The sequence below is a fragment of the Aliidiomarina maris genome (genome assembly GCF_003987335.1).
Classification (GTDB): domain Bacteria; phylum Pseudomonadota; class Gammaproteobacteria; order Enterobacterales; family Alteromonadaceae; genus Aliidiomarina; species Aliidiomarina maris.
Genome location: NZ_PIPK01000006.1, coordinates 18,392 through 36,467 on the forward strand (window position 1 = coordinate 18,392; position 18,076 = coordinate 36,467).

An 18,076-nucleotide genomic window follows, 5' to 3' on the forward strand; every position below is an offset into this window, starting at 1 on the left:
TTCGTAGAGTATTTATGTCGCATTCCGGTGCTCTAACGGTATCGCATAATTGAGTAAGTCGTGCGGTTTTTCGTTATTATATGGCTCAACCCAATCTTCGGTTATTTGCTTCACTTCGTTTAGGTTGTTGAAGATGTAGTAATCGAGTATGTCATCACGATGAATTCGGTTAAATCATTCAATGTATGCGTTCTGCTATGGGCAGATAGGCTTGATGTAGCCAATCATAATGTCGTGTGATTTTGCCCAGTTTATAAACACTTCCGAGTTGAATTCACTGCTATTGTCAAACAATATTTTCTCAGGGTAACTGTGCCATTCATCAAGTTGGTCAAGATAACGTATACCGCGCGATGATGGCATGTTAGTCGCAATATCAATACCTAATACTTCGCGATTGTAGTCATCAATGACATTCAATGTGCGGAACCTGACTTTTTTATGCAGGTTGTCGCTCATACAGTCCATTGACTGGGATTTACCCCTTAGCAGCTAATGGCTCTGGATTGTGATTGGGCAATCGCTTTTTACCTTTGCGTCGCAAGTTTAGTTTTAGGTCGATATAAACGCGATAAACACGCTTATGATTCCAGCCCTGGCCTAGCTTTCGAAGGCGTTTGGAACACTTCGGAAACCGCCATCGATGATATCGTTCGTTTAAAGCATTCAAAGCACCTGTTACTGAAGGCTCAGTTCAGCATACACCTGCTTGGCCGGACGTTTTTCTTCCTCAAGCTCCTTAGTCTGCGCAAATCAGACGCTATCATACCGTCATATTTCTCACGCCGCTTGTAAAACGTTGAATTGCCAATGCCGTACTTACGGAAGATACCTTTAACCGACATCAGGGCTTCGGCTTTTTTCAAAATCGCCGCGGTCTGCGCACCCCCGTCACAGCAAGTATGGGCATTGCCCAGTGGCAAGCTGGTGACACGCCAACTGACTGGATAGCACGTGCAGATAGTGCATTATATCAAGCTAAGCACGCCGGGCGTAATCGGTGTGAAATATATACGGCCCCAACCTAAAATGCCCGGGCATACGACAGGTTAATAAAATCCATCCCTGGGTTAGTGCGCCCAAGCCCACCATTAGAATAATGCATGTAGCGCAATGCGATGCTATGACGCGGCGAAAAGCTCCAGTGAAGACCAATTCGATCTTCAAACTGAAAGTAGGTGCCAAGGTGTTTGCTGCCAATTTCGCGTTCATCCAGCATACTAGCGCCAATACCAAACTCGACGCTCAAGGTGCCTGCCCCAAGTTCGCGGATAGGCTTGCGTAACACAGGCGACAACGCGACCACATTGATTTTTCCGCTTGCAGTGTCTGACTGGTGCTGCTGCCACTGACTGATACTCACTTCAGGATACCAATACAGCCCCCACCATGGTAAAGGTTGAGCTTGCATGGGTTGCACCGCCACACGAACCCCATAGGTTGAATATTCGCCCTGTTGATATTCCACCGCTATCTGACTGGCATTGGCAGAACCTGACATAGCACCGAAAGACAACATGACAATTGATACTAAGAGACGCAACATACTTCATTCCTCCTGCCAATATTATAGTGCGGCATGGAGGGTTTAGGTGGGTGCTTAACGAAACTTAACGCTATTGGTTCAATCGAAAAATTCGTGCTTACTCGTGGCTTAAACTGTGCTTTATGTTAGCTGCTTGGCGATTTGTAATTGGTTACGCCCACTCTCTTTGGCCCGATATAGTGCATTGTCAGCGTCCACTAAAGCTTTGTCGTAATTGTACCCTTGGACTAATTCGGTCAGGCCAATACTCATGGTTACTTTCCAACCTTCGGGCAATTGTTTGAAACGAGTTGCAGCCATCGCATCGCGTAAACGCTCACACACAACCTTGGCCTCTTGCGGCGTTGCATTTGGGAACAACACAGCGAACTCTTCGCCGCCCCAGCGCGCAATAAAATCAACATTGCGTAGGTTGGTGGTTAATACTTCACCTACCTGCACCAACACGCTATCGCCGATGCTGTGAGTAAAGCTGTCATTGATAGCTTTGAAATGGTCAAGGTCGATGATCGCAATACATAAGGGCGTCATCTCGCGCTTTGCGCGCGCCACCTCTTGCTGCACACGCTGATCAAAGGCACGCCGATTAGCAAGCTTCGTTAGTGGGTCCTCATTCGCGAGCAACTCCAGGGCACGTGTTTTTTCAGCCACTAGACGCTTCAGTTCACGCTCTGTCTGCTCCAACTGGTAAGTACGCCAGTAAAAAACTGCATACACCAAACCGACCACTGCACTCACCACCAATACCCAGAACCAGAGGGTTTGCCACACCTGTGGCTGGCGTTGAAACTGCAAGTTAGCGGGCTCCGACCACACACCGCCGGGGTAGCGGCTGCGGACTAAAAATTCAAATTCACCTGGTGGCAAAGCGGTATATTGGGTCGATACTTGCTGATCCTGAGACACCCAATCGCTGTCAAACCCACGTAACTTCACCTGATACTGAATATGATCGGTCATGCGATAGCCAAGCCCAGCGAAATAGAACTCTAAACGCTGAGTATCAGCGGACAAGCTCGCCCCTGAGTGCAGTGGTTTTCCATCCGCTAACGCGCGCTCAATTACGCTGGTGGGAGGCACCACATCCGACTGACTAAATTCAAATCCATCGACTTTACTGACACCCAATGCGGTAGCAAACCACAAGCGTCCATAACTATCCCGTAGCGACGACGGCCCACCAGTATTAACTTGGCTACTTACCAAGCCCTCTGCCTCGCGAAAGTGAAAAGTCTGCACCTGCGATTGCACGCCCGCCAATAAGGCAGCCATCGAATCACCACCGACCACAGTGACCCCACGGTTACTCCCGAGCCACAGGTTGTTCTGCTCATCAAATAAAATATTGAAGTATTTATCGAACGGCAGCCCTTGCTCGCGCCCAATCCAATGCCAGCGCTGTTCATTCAAATCATACATCACTAAGCCACGGTCAGTTGCGAACCAAACTTGCTGCTCGTGCAAGGTAGCTGAAAACGCGTTGCGTGCTGGGGTAAATGCCGCAAGATCGATATGCTCAAACTGCCAGGCATCTGGCTCACCAACCATGTTTACTTGAGTGATTCCCATGGTAGAGGTAAAAAAGGCTTGGGTGTGATTGATTAGCACCACATCGGTGACAGTAGCCGGTAAACGACCTGCAGGATCATTGTATTCCTCCACCAGTTCAAAGCCATCAGGCGTGTCGTCAACCACCGCAAAGCCAGAAGGAATACCAAGAATTAATCGTTGCGGCGTCAATACATAGATGCCGCGCACTTCGTTGCGCGTCAATCCATGGTCGCGGTTTAGCTGGGCAACTACCTCACCGTCCACCACCTTGAATAAGCCTTTGTTATAACCACCCACATACATACCACCGTCTGCAGTCGCGGCAAAGGCTAGAATAGAAATAGGGCTAAAATCAGGGTCAGCCACAGCAGCCGTGAACACATTGTCTTGCTTGACACTTAAACCTTGGTTAGAGCCGACCCAAATACGCTGCTGGGTATCTTCCGCAATGGCACGCACGAAGTTGCCTTGCACCCCATGGGTCTCGGTATAAGAGGTAAACAAAGCGTCGCGTAACTGTACCAAGCCACTGTGGGTGGAGACCCACATGTTGTTTTCCCGGTCTTTGAATATCGACAATACTTGTGGGTTAGGCAGCCCTGAAGCAGTATCCATCCAGCTCAAGCCGCTTGCAGTAATGCGACCTAGACCACGCGTGAACGTACCGAACCAAATGCCACCGTATGGTCCTTCGGCAAGTGCCGTAATTGGGCCGTGTAGTCTGCTATTGGCGATGTCAGGCCAGGGCACGAACGGTTCGCCGGGATTGTTTTGAAAGTACAAGCCATTTTCACTACTCACTAGCATCATACCGTTGGAATGTAACAAGAAACCGCGAACTTGCTCATTCGGGAAGGAGGTATCGTGGATAAAGCTATCGCTTGCAGCGTCATAAAAGGCTAACCCGCCGGACGTTCCCACCCATAACCGCTCTGGCCGCTCACCTTGAGCGGGTGCCATATACAAACGATATACAAAGCCTTCGGGCAGGCCATCGTCTGTGGTGTAAACACGCGTCCGCTGTTGCCCTGTATAACGTGCTACACCGCCTGAGGACGCTGCAGCCCAAACATTGTTTTGATGATCACGTGCCAGTTGAAATACAAAGCCCGGCGCGATATCCATGCCTTGCCATTGATTGCCATCAAAGTGGGTCATGCCCCCACGTGGGCCGCTGAACCATACCGAGCGACTCGCGGGGTCGGCTACCACACCTAATACGCCAGACTCTGGCATCTGCAGGACGTTGAGGTCGTCGAATACGGTAAATTCACGGCCATTAAAGCGCACTGGCCCTTCCCATGTCGCCAGCCACAAATAACCGTCTCGGTCTTGGGCTATATTATTTACCGAGTTGTGTGGCAATCCGTCGCGAGTATCCCAACTACGCAGCGCATATTGGCTAAGTGGCTTGTCATGGTCGGTTAGCGGTAAAGGAGACGGGACAGACGTTGTGTCGCCTGCCTGTGACGGGGGCACCATTAGAAAAGCCGCAAGTGCGAACACGCAATGAAGCTGCAAGCACTTGGATGCGCTTAAGCGAGGGGTTGTTTTAAACACTGACGTCCAATCCATGGCAATCCACTATCTAGTGTTAATGGCTTGTAAACTGGCATACTATTCCTCTTTAGTGCCAACTTTGCAAGCCTTGATCACGCACTTACAATAGTACGCTAAGACGTGTGTAACAGCGCTGCCAAGCTTCCTGCGGCGACGCCCACCCATAACAGTGTAGCCAGAAAAATTGGTTTTAGCCCAGCTTGGCGAATTAAACTAACGCGCAGGCTTGCTCCAACGAAGAATAAGCTTGCTACCAGTAGTTGCCTCGCCGTACTGGTTAAGCTGTCGAATACAACCCCAGCTTGTGGCCACCAAGTCACCACGACATTGGCCACCACCATGGCGAGGACGAACCAAATAATGAAGCTTGGTACCTTACTCAAGGTTGCTCGCGCACTGGGTGCTTGCGTGTTAAATAGCCAGACACTCACCAACACCACGGGCACGATGAGTAAGGCACGCGCCAGCTTCAGCGTGGTGGCGGGGGCTACTGCATCAACATGATACGCTTGCGCAGCGCCCACAACTGATGACGTGTCATGAATGGCCAACGCGGCCCACACGCCGAAAAGCTCAGGCTCTAAATTGAGTAGTTGACCGACCCATGGAAACAGCAATAAAGCCAAGGCGTTTAAAATAAACACGCAACCCAACGCCACTGCAATTTGATCTGTACGTGCGCGAATCGCTGGCGCCACAGCCGCAATCGCACTTCCCCCACAAATGGCAGTGCCGCTCGCGATTAAAAAGCCAGTTTTACTATCAACCTTTAGCCAACGCGTGACCCACCAGGCCGCCAGCAGTGTCAGGATCACCAAACTCATCAGCGTCACTGCATATTCACGGCCTAACGCAGCGGCAGCGCTGAGTTGGATGCCAAAACCTAAACCCACCACCGCGACCGCCAATGTTTTCTTTGCCCAAGTTGCAACCGGTATCGACGCTGGCACCAGGTTGAATAGCGCTAACACTAACCCTGCGGCCAAGGCACCCGCGGCGTTGATCGGTGCGATAACGACGATTGCAAGAAGCAGAAAAAATAAAACCGGGTGACTTAGCAGAGTGCGCATAATAGGCTCGCGTTGATGATGAATGTAGCGGGTTGATTTTGTCGTTCAAATGTTTAACCCAGACGTGCCACGACATACTGAGCTAGGGTATACTGAAGCGCTCAGTTGACCACCTTCGAATGTTGCCCATGGTACCTCAAAACGTCAAAGCCTTAATGCAAAAAACGCTCAATGCCATGCGCTCCGACACCCAGTTTAGTAGCCGCAAAGGTCAAATGGTGATGTTTGCCGAAGTCGCGAAAACTATTTTCGGCGAGTATCAGCAGCCCGACCAGCCACATCGAGCTTTAGTGGTTGAAGGGCAGACCGGTGCGGGCAAAACCTTAGGCTACCTGTTGCCAGCGATTGCCAGCGCAATCAAGTTGAAGAAACATGTGGTGGTAGCGACCGCAAATGTGGCCTTGCAGCAACAAATTATACAGCATGATCTGCCTCGTTTACGTAAGGCAGGCCTGCATTTTGAGCAAGCGTTTGTGGCCGGGCGTGGCCGCTACCTTTGTCGGCGTGACGCAGAAGCCTTTGTCCACGACCAGGACAGTGCCGACTTATTGAGTGATGAACACACTCAACAACGCAGTCAACAAGCCCAGCAACGCGTCGCCCAGCTGATTCAGTTATTCGATGCCAACCAATGGAACGGGCTAAAGGACGACTTTCCAGGTAAAGCCAACTTAGACACTGGCTGGTGGCAACAAGTCAACGCCAATCGCGACACATGTTCGAAACAAAACTGCGCGTATTATCACGACTGTGCTTTTTTCCGCGCCCGCCAGGATGTTCGTGATGCGCAGGTGATAGTGACTAACCATGCGATGCTATATGCCGATATGCTGCAGGCGGAAGCCGATATGCGTTTGTTGCCACCCGCAGAACGCACGATTCTGGTGATTGACGAGGCACACCATGTGCGCGATACCTTTCGCAGTGCGCTCGCAGCGGCTCTGGATTTTGAACAACTTGCGCATATCGACCGCTACCATGGCCGCTATGTCAACCATCTACAAAGCTTGGTCAACGGCGCCGACCTGAATGTGGTGAATATTGACGAAGTCGCACAAACCTTGCGCAATGACTTCAAAGCCCTTGCCCAGCACGCATCGCTCATATCCGATCTCGCCCATGGCTACCTTGAGAGTGAACCCACGCAACGCATATTTCGCTTTGAACAAGGGCGCCTGCCAAGTGCCTTGCACATGCTCATCAGTGAGCACATGCTGCCCACTCTTGAAGCTATCGAACAGGCTATCGGGAAAGTGCTTGGCAAAGTCACTGAGGCTAAAACCAAGACCATTAGCGAGGACAGTCGCTTACAAAATTACTTCGGTGCTTTGCGTAACCTGCATGGCAGCCTCACTCAAGCGATTGAAGCCTGTGCCTTGCTACGTGCTGAAATAAACCCCAAGCAAGGCATTGCACGCTGGCTGGTGAAGCGCTCAGACCAACGTAGCGATATCAGCCTGAATGCCACCCCTATTCAGGTTGGTCGCCAGTTTGAACGTGAAATCATTACACCGACGTTCGCGACTATTCTTACGTCTGCGACCCTGCAAAGCCTTGGTAATTTCAAGCGCTTTAGTGAGCAACTATGCTTGTATCAAAAAGACGGTGTGCAGTTTCTTGTCGTTGCCTCGCCTTTTGACTATCAGCAAGCGGAAATTATTACGTTTAAGTCATTGCCCGAGCCTCAATTTAGTCAAGAGGCGAAACACACGCAGTCAATTTTGCGGCGCTTCGGGAAGGACCTTGATAGTCACCGCGGGGCGCTCATGCTATTTGCTTCGAGACGCCAGATGGAAGCTTTCTGTGCAGCCTTACCCGCGCCGCTCAAGGCGGATGCGTTGATTCAATACACCAGCACACGCGATAACCTAATCCGTACCCATAAGAAGCGCATTGATACCGGCCAACGCTCAATTCTGATTGGCTGCCAGAGCTTTTCAGAGGGTCTTGATTTACCCGGTGAGTACCTCACTTGGGTCGGTATCGCAAAGCTCCCATTCGCAGATGTCAATTGCCCGATTGCGGCCGCCGAAAGTGAGTTTGTTGCCGCCTTAGGTTTGCATCCATTTGCGTTGATTGCGTTACCCGACGCCAGCCGCCGACTGATTCAAAGTGTCGGGCGTTTAATGCGCAGTCAAAGCTGCCATGGACAGGTAGTCATTTATGATTCTCGCTTGCAAACCAAAGGGTACGGCAAGCAACTTCTGGACGCACTTCCGCCCATGCGACAGCGCACTGTGAGCTAAGTTAACCGACAGCAAAGTTAAAAACTCAGCGATTCCCTTGCTTAAATGCTAAAAAATTGTTTTATTTAGTCTTTGTCGCTTATGAAAGCAGAGACTATGTCCGCGAAACGCACCGCACTTAAACTTACCGCTGTGTATATTACCTTTGGACTGGCGTGGATATTACTGTCTGATCAAGCCTTATTGTTACTGCTTGATGACCCAGCTTGGCTTGCTCGGGCGCAGACCCTTAAAGGGTGGGCTTTCGTTTTATTGACCGGTATTCTGTTCGGATTAATGGCTTACTTGAGCTTGATACGCCAACAACGTCTACACGAGTACGACACTTTAACTGGATTACTCAGCCAATATAAATTTCGCGAAGTCGCCGAGCAGCATTTGCTGGCTGCACGCCAATTCCAAGAACAGTGTGCCCTCGCGATTATCAATATCGATGGCTTTCGCCAAATTAACGGGCAATTAGGCCAGCGCCAAGCGGATGAGCTACTGCAAGCGTTAGCTGAGCGCTTGCGCTTCGAACTGCCAAGCCAAGCCAGTATCGGTCGGATCGCTGCGGATGAATTTTGCGTGGCGTTGCGCGCGGTTGACGCATTGACACAGCTGGCGCAGACTATCGAGCGTGTGCAGGTGCGTGTACAACATGCTGTGGATGCTGTCAGCCGTAATCCACACCATGATGTTATTTTAACCTGTAGCGCAGGCCTGGCTAGCTTTCCGCAAGACGCTGAACACAGTAAAGGGCTGTTCAGCGCGGCGAACTTAGCGCTCGCGGAGGCCAAAGAGTTTGGCCGTGGTGGGCTTTCCACGTATCACTCGGAATACGGTGAGCAGGTCCGCCAGCGCACGCAGCTCGCACGTGATCTTGACCTCGCGCTAAGCGCTGCGAACCAACCTGCAAGTACGCCCGGTTTATATTTGGTGTACCAACCACAATATTCTATAAACTCATCTGGCACGCCCAAGTTGATTGGGGTTGAAGCCTTACTGCGCTGGTCGCACCCCGAACATGGCCTGGTGTCGCCCGCGCTCTTTATTGACATCGCAGAGCAGCAAGGCCTTATACATCGCTTAACTGATTTTGTGTGCGCGCGAGCGGTAGCGGATCTCGAACAATATCAATGCTTTGATAAAATTGACTACGTGTCAATTAACGTGTCAGCCCTTGATATTAACAGTGCGCAAGCTGAGCTGGACTTCGCCCGCCGCTTTGAAGCGGATGAGCGTGCTCACGCCTGGTTGCGCGCTGGTAAAATCCAATTAGAGATCACCGAGACCGCGCTTATGCATAGCACGCGTCCGCAAGCCCTGCTACAACGCTTACGCCAACGTGGTTTGCGCTTGTCCATCGATGACTTTGGTACCGGCTATTCGTCACTCAGCGTGATTAGTCGCTTGCCCATTGATGAACTTAAAATCGACCAAAGCTTTATTCATAGCCTTAACGAAGGTAGCAGCGAAGCACTGATTGTGCGCGCCATTATTGCGATGGCGCATTCATTGAAGCTGACCGTGGTAGCAGAGGGCGTTGAAACCGCAGAACAACTCACTATCTTGCGTGAATTGGCATGTGACACAGTACAAGGGTATTATTTAGCGAAACCCGTTACGCCCGATAAGCTCGAGGAGTTGTATGCCCCAAGATACTCAAGCCCTTAACCAAGCACGTAATTTATTTGGCGATCAACAAGAGCTGTGGTTGTTCGGTTACGGCTCGCTGATTTTTAAGGTCGACTTTCCCTATATTGAGCGCCGCCCAGCCACTATCTATAACTGGACTCGAAAATTCTGGCAAGGCTCCCATGATCATCGTGGCACGCCGCAATCGCCTGGACGTGTCGCAACGCTGGTTGAACAGCCTGGTGCTGTATGCTTGGGCATGGCTTATCGGGTGACCCCAGCGGTATTCGACCATCTAGATCACCGTGAGAAAAATGGTTATTTGCGTTTTACCACCGAGCTTCATTTCAGTGCGGACCCAACAACTGATACCGTGAAATCGGGCGCTCCGGTGCAAGGCTTAGTTTATATTGCAAGTGCGGATAACGCCGCGTTCTTAGGCCCAACCAGCGAACTGGAGATCGCTCGCCATGTTGCGGCGAGTGAAGGTCCCAGCGGTCCAAACGACGAGTACGTGCTGCATTTAGCCGATGCGTTGCGTGAGCTCGGCGCAGACGACCCTCACGTATACGCTATTGCCGACTATTTACGAAACGACTTTAGCTAATCACCACGCAGTTACGGCCTGCTTTCTTGGCTTTGTACAGTAAGGTGTCTGCACGTTTTATCATGGCTTGCTCAGACTCTTTCGGCTGGCGTAGCGCACACCCCATACTGACGGTCACACGCACCGATTTAGTCGCAGGCTTGCCGCGCTGAGCGCGCCCTTGCTTATGGCTTTTTGGTCGTTGTTTTGCCCGCACCCGCAGCGGATAATTGGCTATCTGGGTACGCACCGCTTCAAGATCTTGCTCTATTCTATCGCTGTCTTGATGGTTAAATAACAAGGTAAATTCTTCCCCACCATAGCGGTAGCACTTGAATCCCCGCCCCTTTTTCAGTTGGCTACCGATCAGCTTTAACACCTGATCGCCCACATCGTGACCGTAGGTATCATTAAACTTTTTAAAATGGTCGACATCGAGCATAGTCACCGCGCTGCGACGGCCAAGTTTGCGCATGTCCGAATACAACGCTCGGCGGCCTGGAATTTGTGTCAGTTCGTCGATATAAGCCAAATTCAGCATCTGCACAGCGAGGCCGAAAACCACTAACAATAGCACCGCAACCAGCGCTAAACGCAAACTAAATGGGTACTGTAACGCAAGCACTAAGCCGACTAGCTGAATGCCAATAAACAGCTCCGCCCATTGACGCGGTTGGCTGAGCACCTTGATACGTCGGATGGTCCAAGTCAGCAACACCGCCAATGCCAAGCTAAGTGCTAACCATCCACTGCCTATGGTGTCAATAACCGGGGTGGTTTGCAGCCCATCCACGACATTTTGGGGGATAAAATCGAGCTGCGCATTGAGCAGTAGCCAAGGCCAAGTGATTAATACCGCTAACCAAATAATGCCCGCAGGCGTCCATAACGAGGGGCGTACGCGGCTACTGAGCAGCCAGCCGCATAACGCCACTAACCAGGGCAATACGTGTTGCAGCAACCACCCTGATTGCGCGCTTAATGGTGCCGCCAGCGCGCTTTCAAGCGCGAACCATAAGCCACTACTTAAGCCTAGCCAATACCACCAGCTCCATTGCCGCATAAGTCCTGCTAATGTAGCAACTACAGCAATGAGGACATATAAGACGGTAGCTTGAGTTAACCAGCCGACATGCGCATGCAGTAATTGCGCGAAAGGTGTAGCAAATAAGTGAGCTAACCAGACTATTAATGGAAGGGCAATTAAGAACGGCAAACGGCACCTGCGGATTTGTTTTTTGCGGTGCCCATATACTACTTAAGGTCGCAGATAAAACAAAGCCCACAATGCTGTGGGCTTTGTTTTGCGTTGAAAACGAGTTCCGAGTGCGGTTACACCCTTGGGCCACGTCCTCGAACTGCGTTTGCGATTAAAGAAATAACTAGCAGCACGATAAAAATAAAGAAAATAACCTGTGCAATACCTGCTGCCGCACCAGCAATACCACCAAATCCCATAATACCGGCGATAATTGCCACGATAAAAAATATTAATGCCCAACCTAACATAGGAAATCTCCGTATTAATGTAAGTAGTTCGCCAATTAAATGTAGCAGCTACCTTTCAAAGCGCACGGCTGCTACACTGATTTAACTGATATTTTCCGTTTTGAAATGTCGCCAAGCCTTACCCCGCTTGGTATCAAAAGGAGTGTAAAGATGCTATCAAGGTTATTTAGTCAGGGCGTTTGGATCGCCCTATGGGTCCCTGCGCTACTCCTCAGCGCGTTTGCTGCGAATGCCGAAGATGAGGTTCCAGCGACATTAGAGGAAGTCGCCTATGTGCAAAAGGCAACCTCGCAACACTATAGTGCGGGACAGCCAACAGCAGAGCAGTACGCTGAGTTTGCCAGCCATGGCGTTCGACATGTCGTTGATTTACGTCCGCCACAGGAAGCAGCACGCGCGGGCTTGAATAATGCAGCAGACGTGTCGGCTGCAGGCATGGCGTATTATCACATTCCTATTGCTGGGGGTGAGGATTTAACCCGCGAACATGTGGCGGCTTTAGACACCATATTGCAACGTATCGGCGATGACCCAGCGCTATTGCATTGTGCCAGTGGCAATCGCGTCGGCGCTATGTTGGCACTGCACGCAGCTTGGTATCAAGGTCAGGACGTAGACGCGGCCTTGGAGATTGGCCGTGCCTACGGCCTAACCAGTTTAGAGCCGTTTGTGACCGAAGCTATAAAAAACGCTGACGAGTAATCGCTACACCTGTGGCGTCGGGGCGTGACTACTGGTATCTGGCATCAGTCGCGCCACTTCGTCTTCTACGGCATGGCGTAAGTTGCGCCGCAGACCTAACATAAACACCACTTCAGCGACCACAAACAGCGGGCCGATGACCAATCCCATTAAGTCGTCAACGAATGCGGGTTTACGCCCTTCAAAATAATGGCCGACAAATTGCCATACCCAGCCGACTACGAACAGCCCAAGGCTCCAGCTTAACCACAACGCCGTGGGTGCCGACGCAATACCAGCGGTCGCCCAGATGCCCAGCAGTAATAATACCGTCATCAACACGCCGAAGGCGGCATCTAAGCGCCAGTAATAAACCCCAGCGGCCACCACTACAACGAGTGCCAAAGTAATGTCTATACCCGCGACGGTGGCAAAATGAGCGCGCGCAAGTAAGGCAATAATACCCAACACGATGAGCGGGATACCGACTAAGTGGGTCGCAATGTTGCGCTTATCGCGGTGATAACACGCGTATTGAGCGAGCTGTTGAGTAATCGTTTTCATATCATGGCTCCAATAGGTCAATTAGCAGCATACGCGCGCATATTAGCTAAGGCAATATTCGATAGCGCCCATAACCGCGTTCGTCGCGCCCGATATACTCGATGTCACGCTGCTGTCTAGCCTCCTGCTGAGCACTGGACGAGGCACCGCTATGAATATATACCTGAGCGCCGCGTGGCAACACCAAATACCAGTTTTCAATCACTTCTGGGCGGTATCCGTTGGGGTACTGCTGGCCCAATTGAGTGACATAATCAAGTAACACGTCACGCACTTCGTGGGGTCCTTCGTAGACCGTGGTCGAGCCGTCTAAGTGGGGAAAGTTTCCGCCGCCACCCGCGCGATAATTATTGGTTACCACCAAAAACTCATCGTCCGCTCTGATCAGCTCGCCTTGATACCGTAAATTGTATACCCGATGGTTACGCCGATTCACCAGTTCGCCCTGACTATCAAAGCGTGCCGGGTAGTGCGGTTGCAGCTCATAGGTAATGCCTGCGAGTACGTCAAAATTAAAGCTCGCTACCTCGCCGCTTAGCAGTGGTTCGGGCGATGTGGCCTGCATTTGGATTTGGTTATATATGCGAGCGCTCATTTCCAGCCAATCACGTAACTGAATACCGGTCACCTTCACTATCTGAATGGTATTGGGAAACACATACATGTCTTTAACGTTGGCTAAGGTAATTTCTCCTGCCTCAATGCTGGTGTAATGCTCTGGCCCTTGGCCACCATTTCTAAATGGTGCTGCGGCACTTAAGATTGGCAGGTCAGGCGGCAACATACCCAAGCGTTGCAAGGCTTTGCCATGCTCGAGCTGAGCTTGGTTGACGAGTTGTACCGTGAGCTCAGGACCCACTTGAGCGAAGTAATTACGCAGCGGGCGTTGCATGTTCAAGAGCGGAGTTTGCAGCCACTCCAAAGTACTCGCATGGGCCTCTGCGACCACTTCTTTCACCGTGGCATCGCGCTCGCCACTCAGAGCTTTGACGGTGACTTGGCTATCCACCACTTGCCAGCCTCGACCCTGTGGTTCGAGGTACAAGTCGATCACGCCTAAGTGGTTACCCCAGTAACCCGGTTGCACAGCAGGCACACCGTGGATATATCCGCCTTGGTTATCAACCCCCGGCAAATCGTCGTAGCGCGCGTCACCGGGGAAAATGTTATGCTGGTGACCAAATAAAATCGCGTCGATACCATCGACTTGCGCTAGCTGTAACGTTGCTTGTTCAGCAAACTGCGGATAATCGTCAAATAACTGCAACCCTGCATGAGGCACGGCGACAATAATGTCAGCACCGGCTTGCTGCATTTGTGGGATAAAATGCCGCGCGGCATCGACCATGTCATATACTGCGACTTGGTCACGCAAGTGACGTGCGTTCCAATTCATAATTTGCGGTGGCAAAAAGCCAATCACCCCAATATTGACGGTATGTTCACGCCCTTGACTGTCAGTCAATTGACGACGCTTTATTACATAGGGTTGTGCAAGTGGCCGCCGTTCACTTATTGCAGGGCCTTGGCCTAAACGCTGGCGACCAGCATGTTCCGGAGTATCGGCGTAAAATACATTAGCGCTGATAACATCAAACTCAGCACCCGCCATTGTGGCGTTGAGAAAATCTAAGCCAAAATCGAATTCATGATTGCCTAAATTCGCCACATCGTATTGCAACTGATTCAACGTTGCGATCACCGGATGCACCTGCTGTGCTAAGTAGTCGCTGGGCTGCGCAGCAACCCAGTCGCCCAATGCAGCCCCCTGAATAAGGTCACCATTATCAATTAACAAATTGTTTGGGCTCTCAGCACGCGCATGCGCAATTAGCGCCGCGGTATGTTCGAGGCCGAAGCTGCTATCACCTTGCTGGGTGAAGTAGTCATAGCCCAACATATGTGCATGTAAATCAGTGGTTTCTATCAAGCGTAATTGGATGCGCGTGTCTGCAGGCACCGCCGCAGGTGACGGCTGCGAAGACGGTGCGCAAGCGACTAACCAGGAGGCACAAGCAGCTGCCAACAAAGTTTTAGGAACGTCGACACGCAGCTTACTTGCAAGTAGAGCTTGATGAGAATTGCGATGTGTTTGCATAAAGTTTGACCGCCTTGCTAAAAACGCAGTTCCTGAAGATAAAAGACGCAAAGCTAAAAGCTTTCAATCCTGGTTCATTATATAAGTTAAATATGACGCATATACCATTGCGCATGACACCGTTAGCATGCTTAACTTCTTTACCTAAACATGTCGCCATTTCGGCTAGCTACGGCGCGCAAAAATATGTCTGAAGCCCACAAAACACGTTTCGTCGAGAAAGCGCTACTGGTGCATCCAGAAGGTCAGTACCCGCTATTGCAAAGCATTCATAGCTTCGGTTTAACCCATGACATTCAGCTCATTGACGTCACTGAAGATGAGTTTTTAAGTCAACCAGGTTACTACATGGACCAAGCTGAGCATGTCGTCGCTTTGGTCACCGACCAAAGCGTACGCGATTATATTGAGCTGGCAAAAACGCTTAATTTTTCCCTTGGTTTCGTGCCGCTGCATAAAGGCTTAATGCTGACGCAATGGTTTAAGCTTCCAACCAAGACCGACGCTGCCATACGTTTGGCGTTAGAAAATGACCCCGAAGCATTGGATATCTTACGCTGTAATGAGGAAATAGTGCTTGGCACTGTCAGCGTTGGTCAAACCCCGTTTCTAAAGCAGCAAAATAGCGCTTATTTACAGCGTAACCAGTCTAGCTGGCGTTTTCTACTCTACTGGCTGGCGTTGTTTTGGTCTAGCGTACTTACACTTTTTAGTATTCGCGTGATGCCCGTGACGTTATCCACGGCTCGCAAACAAGGTATTCGCACGGCGATAACCGGCTTGGTTGCGTTTGAAAATGACCTCCAAGGTGGCGCAGCACGTCTGCTGGACACGAGTCTATCAGCACAAGACGCGCGCTTTTCTGCCATTGTTATTGCACCGAAATCTATTGTGCAGTACATCGCTTTCTTACTCGCCACCTTAGGTCGCCGCCGCAGATCTCTGCAGCGTCTACCACAAGCAGTCAGCTATATAAAAGCGGACCGTTTGCTGATTGAAAGTGCACAACCGATTAAGTTTTATCTGGATGGAAAGCCACGTAAAGCCGACAAGATCTGTCTGGACATGTACCCTCGCGCAGTTCGGGTCAATTTAAGTGATGCCTACCACGCCATGCATCAGGCCTCGAACGACAATAAAGATACGATGCGGATTGAGAACCTGCCGCAAAATGAAGCTCGGGTAGCCAATATTGCGCGCCGCTTACCGTTTTTTACCCATGCGCTGGAAGAAGATTTCAAAGAAGCCTTTGTACAGCTGCGTGACAACGCCACCACCAGCCCCGATTACATCGCCTTGATGATGCTAAGTACCATGGTGGCTGCTTTAGGTCTGTTTGTGAACAGCGCTGCGGTGATTATTGGCGCGATGATCTTAGCGCCGCTGATGGCTCCTTTGGTGTCTGCTGCGATGGGGCTGTTGCGCGGCGAGCGCCAACTTCTGCTGCAATCCTTGCGCACTATCGGTGTTGGTATTGGTCTATCGCTTACCACAGCCGCGGTGATTGCGCGTATCTTCCCGATTGAAAATATCACCCCCGAAATTAGTGGCCGCCTGCAACCCGCGATACTCGACCTCGGCATCGCGATTGCGTGTGGTGTCGCAGGTGCGTACGCCTACGCGCGCTCATCAGTGATGCGCAGCTTGCCCGGTGTCGCCATTGCGGTCGCGTTAGTGCCGCCACTTTGCGTGGTCGGTATTGGTATTGGCTGGTGGCGTTTGGATATGGTGATGGGCGCTGGTCTATTATTCGTCACCAACTTAATTGGCGTCATCGGCGCAGCAGTGGTGACCTTTATGGTGCTTGGTTACGCGCCAGTACAGCGCGCTAAGCGCGGCCTTCTGGTCACTGCGTTATCCATGGTCGTAATCGCGATTCCACTATCGGTTTCGTTCTTTGGCATGTATCAACACTGGCAAATTGAACGTGACGTTGCCCAACGTGAATTCGAGGTGTTGCAGCAGCGTGTGCAGTTAGTCAATGTGCAGGTGAGCGTGAGTAAGGACTTGATTCATATTCGCGCCGAAAGCCTCGGCCGCGAACCGTTGAGCCTAGAGCAAGGCGAAGCACTCAAAGCCGAGTTAGAAAGCCAATGGCAACGCAGCGTCACCCTTGAACTTGGCCATCGCTTAAAGATTTAGCCGCGGCCACTAGCAAACGGGGTGCTTAATAGCACCCCAACACTTTCACCCGCGCAATTTGACTGACGCCTTTTAATGCCCCTTGCATGGCAATGTTTTCTACTTCTACTGCAACATCAATAAAAAAGTGATAACGACCAAACCCTTGCCCGGTTGGGCGCGACACAATTGAAGTCAAGTTAAGTCGACGTGTGGAAAAGCAGTGCAGCACCTTCTCCAGTAAACCAGGGCGGTCATCGTCATTGATCACCATAATGGATGTCTTATTACCGACCGCATCCCTTGGTGTTGGCCCTGCCTTAAGCACCACAAAGCGCGTCTGATTATGACTGTAATCCTGTACGTCGGTGCGCAAGCAGTGCATGGATGCGGGTAATTGCTGGTCCAAATGGCTAGGTATAATCGCGCCAGCCCCCTGCCCGTACTCTGTTGCTAACGCTAAAGATTCGGTGTTGCTCTGCGTTGGCACAATCTCAATGTCACCTAAACTGTCAATGTAATCGCGGCACTGGCCACGGGCGACGAATTGCACGTATAAACGCTCTATGTTGTCGCCGTGCGCACACACACTAAAGGCGATGGGAAGACTCATTTCTTGTGCAATATGTACGTCCGCAGTGACTAAGTAATCAAGTACCACCGGTACAAACCCTTCAGAGACGTTTTCTATCGGCACTACCGCGACATCCGCTTGTGCTGGCAGTGCCAGCAAACAACGTTGTAAGTGGCTGTGCAATTGCAGTTGATGGCCTTGTGCAGGCGCGAATAAACCCAGCGCAGCCTGCTCGCTAAAAGTACCGGACGGTCCAAGGGTTGCTACTTGCACGACTTACCTCAAATCAAAAACTTCGATAGTATGTGGGTTCCATACTATATTCAATATCCGCCGTGCTGGGCGAAAACATT

At 51.0% G+C, this 18,076-nt stretch carries 14 protein-coding genes and 1 pseudogene; 6 read left to right on the plus strand and 9 right to left on the minus strand.

The window, feature by feature from the left end; genetic code table 11:
- Window positions 1–12: 12 nt before the first annotated feature.
- Window positions 13–917, minus strand: a pseudogene (locus CWE07_RS14700) (integrase core domain-containing protein).
- Here CWE07_RS14700 and CWE07_RS14705 point away from each other — a divergent pair.
- Window positions 903–1,028, plus strand: coding sequence for a GGDEF domain-containing protein (locus tag CWE07_RS14705; RefSeq protein ID WP_111569332.1), 126 nt, complete (start codon window positions 903–905; stop codon window positions 1,026–1,028). The pseudogene CWE07_RS14700 and the gene CWE07_RS14705 sit on opposite strands and share 15 nt — an antisense overlap.
- On the opposite strand, the gene CWE07_RS07755 is transcribed toward CWE07_RS14705, so the two are convergent.
- The 3 genes from CWE07_RS07755 to CWE07_RS07765 all read right to left on the minus strand — a co-directional run bounded on the left by CWE07_RS07755 (window position 1,025) and on the right by CWE07_RS07765 (window position 5,727).
- Window positions 1,025–1,546, minus strand: coding sequence for an acyloxyacyl hydrolase (locus CWE07_RS07755; protein WP_111569333.1), 522 nt, complete (start codon window positions 1,544–1,546; stop codon window positions 1,025–1,027). The two genes, CWE07_RS14705 and CWE07_RS07755, sit on opposite strands and share 4 nt — an antisense overlap.
- A 120-nt stretch (window positions 1,547–1,666) precedes the next feature.
- A complete protein-coding gene (locus CWE07_RS07760; RefSeq protein WP_111569334.1) occupies window positions 1,667–4,672 on the minus strand; it encodes a ligand-binding sensor domain-containing diguanylate cyclase in 3,006 nt (1,001 codons plus the stop codon).
- 98 nt (window positions 4,673–4,770) lie between these two features.
- The gene (locus tag CWE07_RS07765; RefSeq protein ID WP_111569335.1) at window positions 4,771–5,727 is read right to left on the minus strand and encodes a YeiH family protein; all 957 of its coding nucleotides are present in this window, start codon (window positions 5,725–5,727) and stop codon (window positions 4,771–4,773) included.
- 128 nt (window positions 5,728–5,855) lie between these two features.
- On the opposite strand from CWE07_RS07765, the gene dinG reads away from it, so the two are divergent.
- The 3 genes from dinG (at window position 5,856) to CWE07_RS07780 (ending at window position 10,197) form a co-directional block, all read left to right on the plus strand.
- The gene (gene dinG, locus CWE07_RS07770) at window positions 5,856–7,973 is read left to right on the plus strand and encodes an ATP-dependent DNA helicase DinG (protein ID WP_157983244.1); all 2,118 of its coding nucleotides are present in this window, start codon (window positions 5,856–5,858) and stop codon (window positions 7,971–7,973) included.
- A 96-nt stretch (window positions 7,974–8,069) separates the two neighbouring features.
- Entirely contained in the window at window positions 8,070–9,629 is a 1,560-nt protein-coding gene (locus tag CWE07_RS07775; RefSeq protein ID WP_181452271.1) for a putative bifunctional diguanylate cyclase/phosphodiesterase, read from the plus strand.
- Entirely contained in the window at window positions 9,604–10,197 is a 594-nt protein-coding gene (locus tag CWE07_RS07780; RefSeq protein WP_111569338.1) for a gamma-glutamylcyclotransferase, read from the plus strand. Before CWE07_RS07775 ends, CWE07_RS07780 begins: the two co-directional genes overlap by 26 nt.
- On the opposite strand, the gene CWE07_RS07785 is transcribed toward CWE07_RS07780, so the two are convergent.
- Window positions 10,190–11,239, minus strand: coding sequence for a GGDEF domain-containing protein (locus CWE07_RS07785; protein ID WP_126818992.1), 1,050 nt, complete (start codon window positions 11,237–11,239; stop codon window positions 10,190–10,192). The genes CWE07_RS07780 and CWE07_RS07785 overlap by 8 nt on opposite strands.
- A gap of 269 nt (window positions 11,240–11,508) precedes the next feature.
- Window positions 11,509–11,685: a DUF1328 domain-containing protein gene (locus CWE07_RS07790; RefSeq protein ID WP_111569340.1), complete on the minus strand. Its 177-nt coding sequence runs from the start codon at window positions 11,683–11,685 to the stop codon at window positions 11,509–11,511.
- A gap of 150 nt (window positions 11,686–11,835) precedes the next feature.
- On the opposite strand from CWE07_RS07790, the gene CWE07_RS07795 reads away from it, so the two are divergent.
- A complete protein-coding gene (locus CWE07_RS07795; RefSeq protein WP_157983245.1) occupies window positions 11,836–12,387 on the plus strand; it encodes a protein tyrosine phosphatase family protein in 552 nt (183 codons plus the stop codon).
- Window positions 12,388–12,390: 3 nt separating this feature from the next.
- On the opposite strand, the gene CWE07_RS07800 is transcribed toward CWE07_RS07795, so the two are convergent.
- On the minus strand, window positions 12,391–12,930 hold the full coding sequence (locus CWE07_RS07800; protein WP_111569342.1) for an Mpo1 family 2-hydroxy fatty acid dioxygenase: 540 nt from the start codon (window positions 12,928–12,930) through the stop codon (window positions 12,391–12,393).
- Between the two features lie 46 nt (window positions 12,931–12,976).
- On the minus strand, window positions 12,977–15,028 hold the full coding sequence (locus CWE07_RS07805; RefSeq protein WP_111569343.1) for a bifunctional 2',3'-cyclic-nucleotide 2'-phosphodiesterase/3'-nucleotidase: 2,052 nt from the start codon (window positions 15,026–15,028) through the stop codon (window positions 12,977–12,979).
- A gap of 186 nt (window positions 15,029–15,214) precedes the next feature.
- Here CWE07_RS07805 and CWE07_RS07810 point away from each other — a divergent pair, with 186 nt between their 5' ends.
- Window positions 15,215–17,170, plus strand: coding sequence for a DUF389 domain-containing protein (locus tag CWE07_RS07810; RefSeq protein WP_157983246.1), 1,956 nt, complete (start codon window positions 15,215–15,217; stop codon window positions 17,168–17,170).
- Between the two features lie 25 nt (window positions 17,171–17,195).
- Here CWE07_RS07810 and CWE07_RS07815 read toward each other — a convergent pair whose 3' ends face one another.
- Window positions 17,196–17,996 (minus strand): prephenate dehydratase, encoded by an 801-nt coding sequence (locus CWE07_RS07815; RefSeq protein ID WP_111569345.1) that lies wholly within the window; start codon window positions 17,994–17,996, stop codon window positions 17,196–17,198.
- Between the last annotated feature and the right edge of the window lie 80 nt (window positions 17,997–18,076).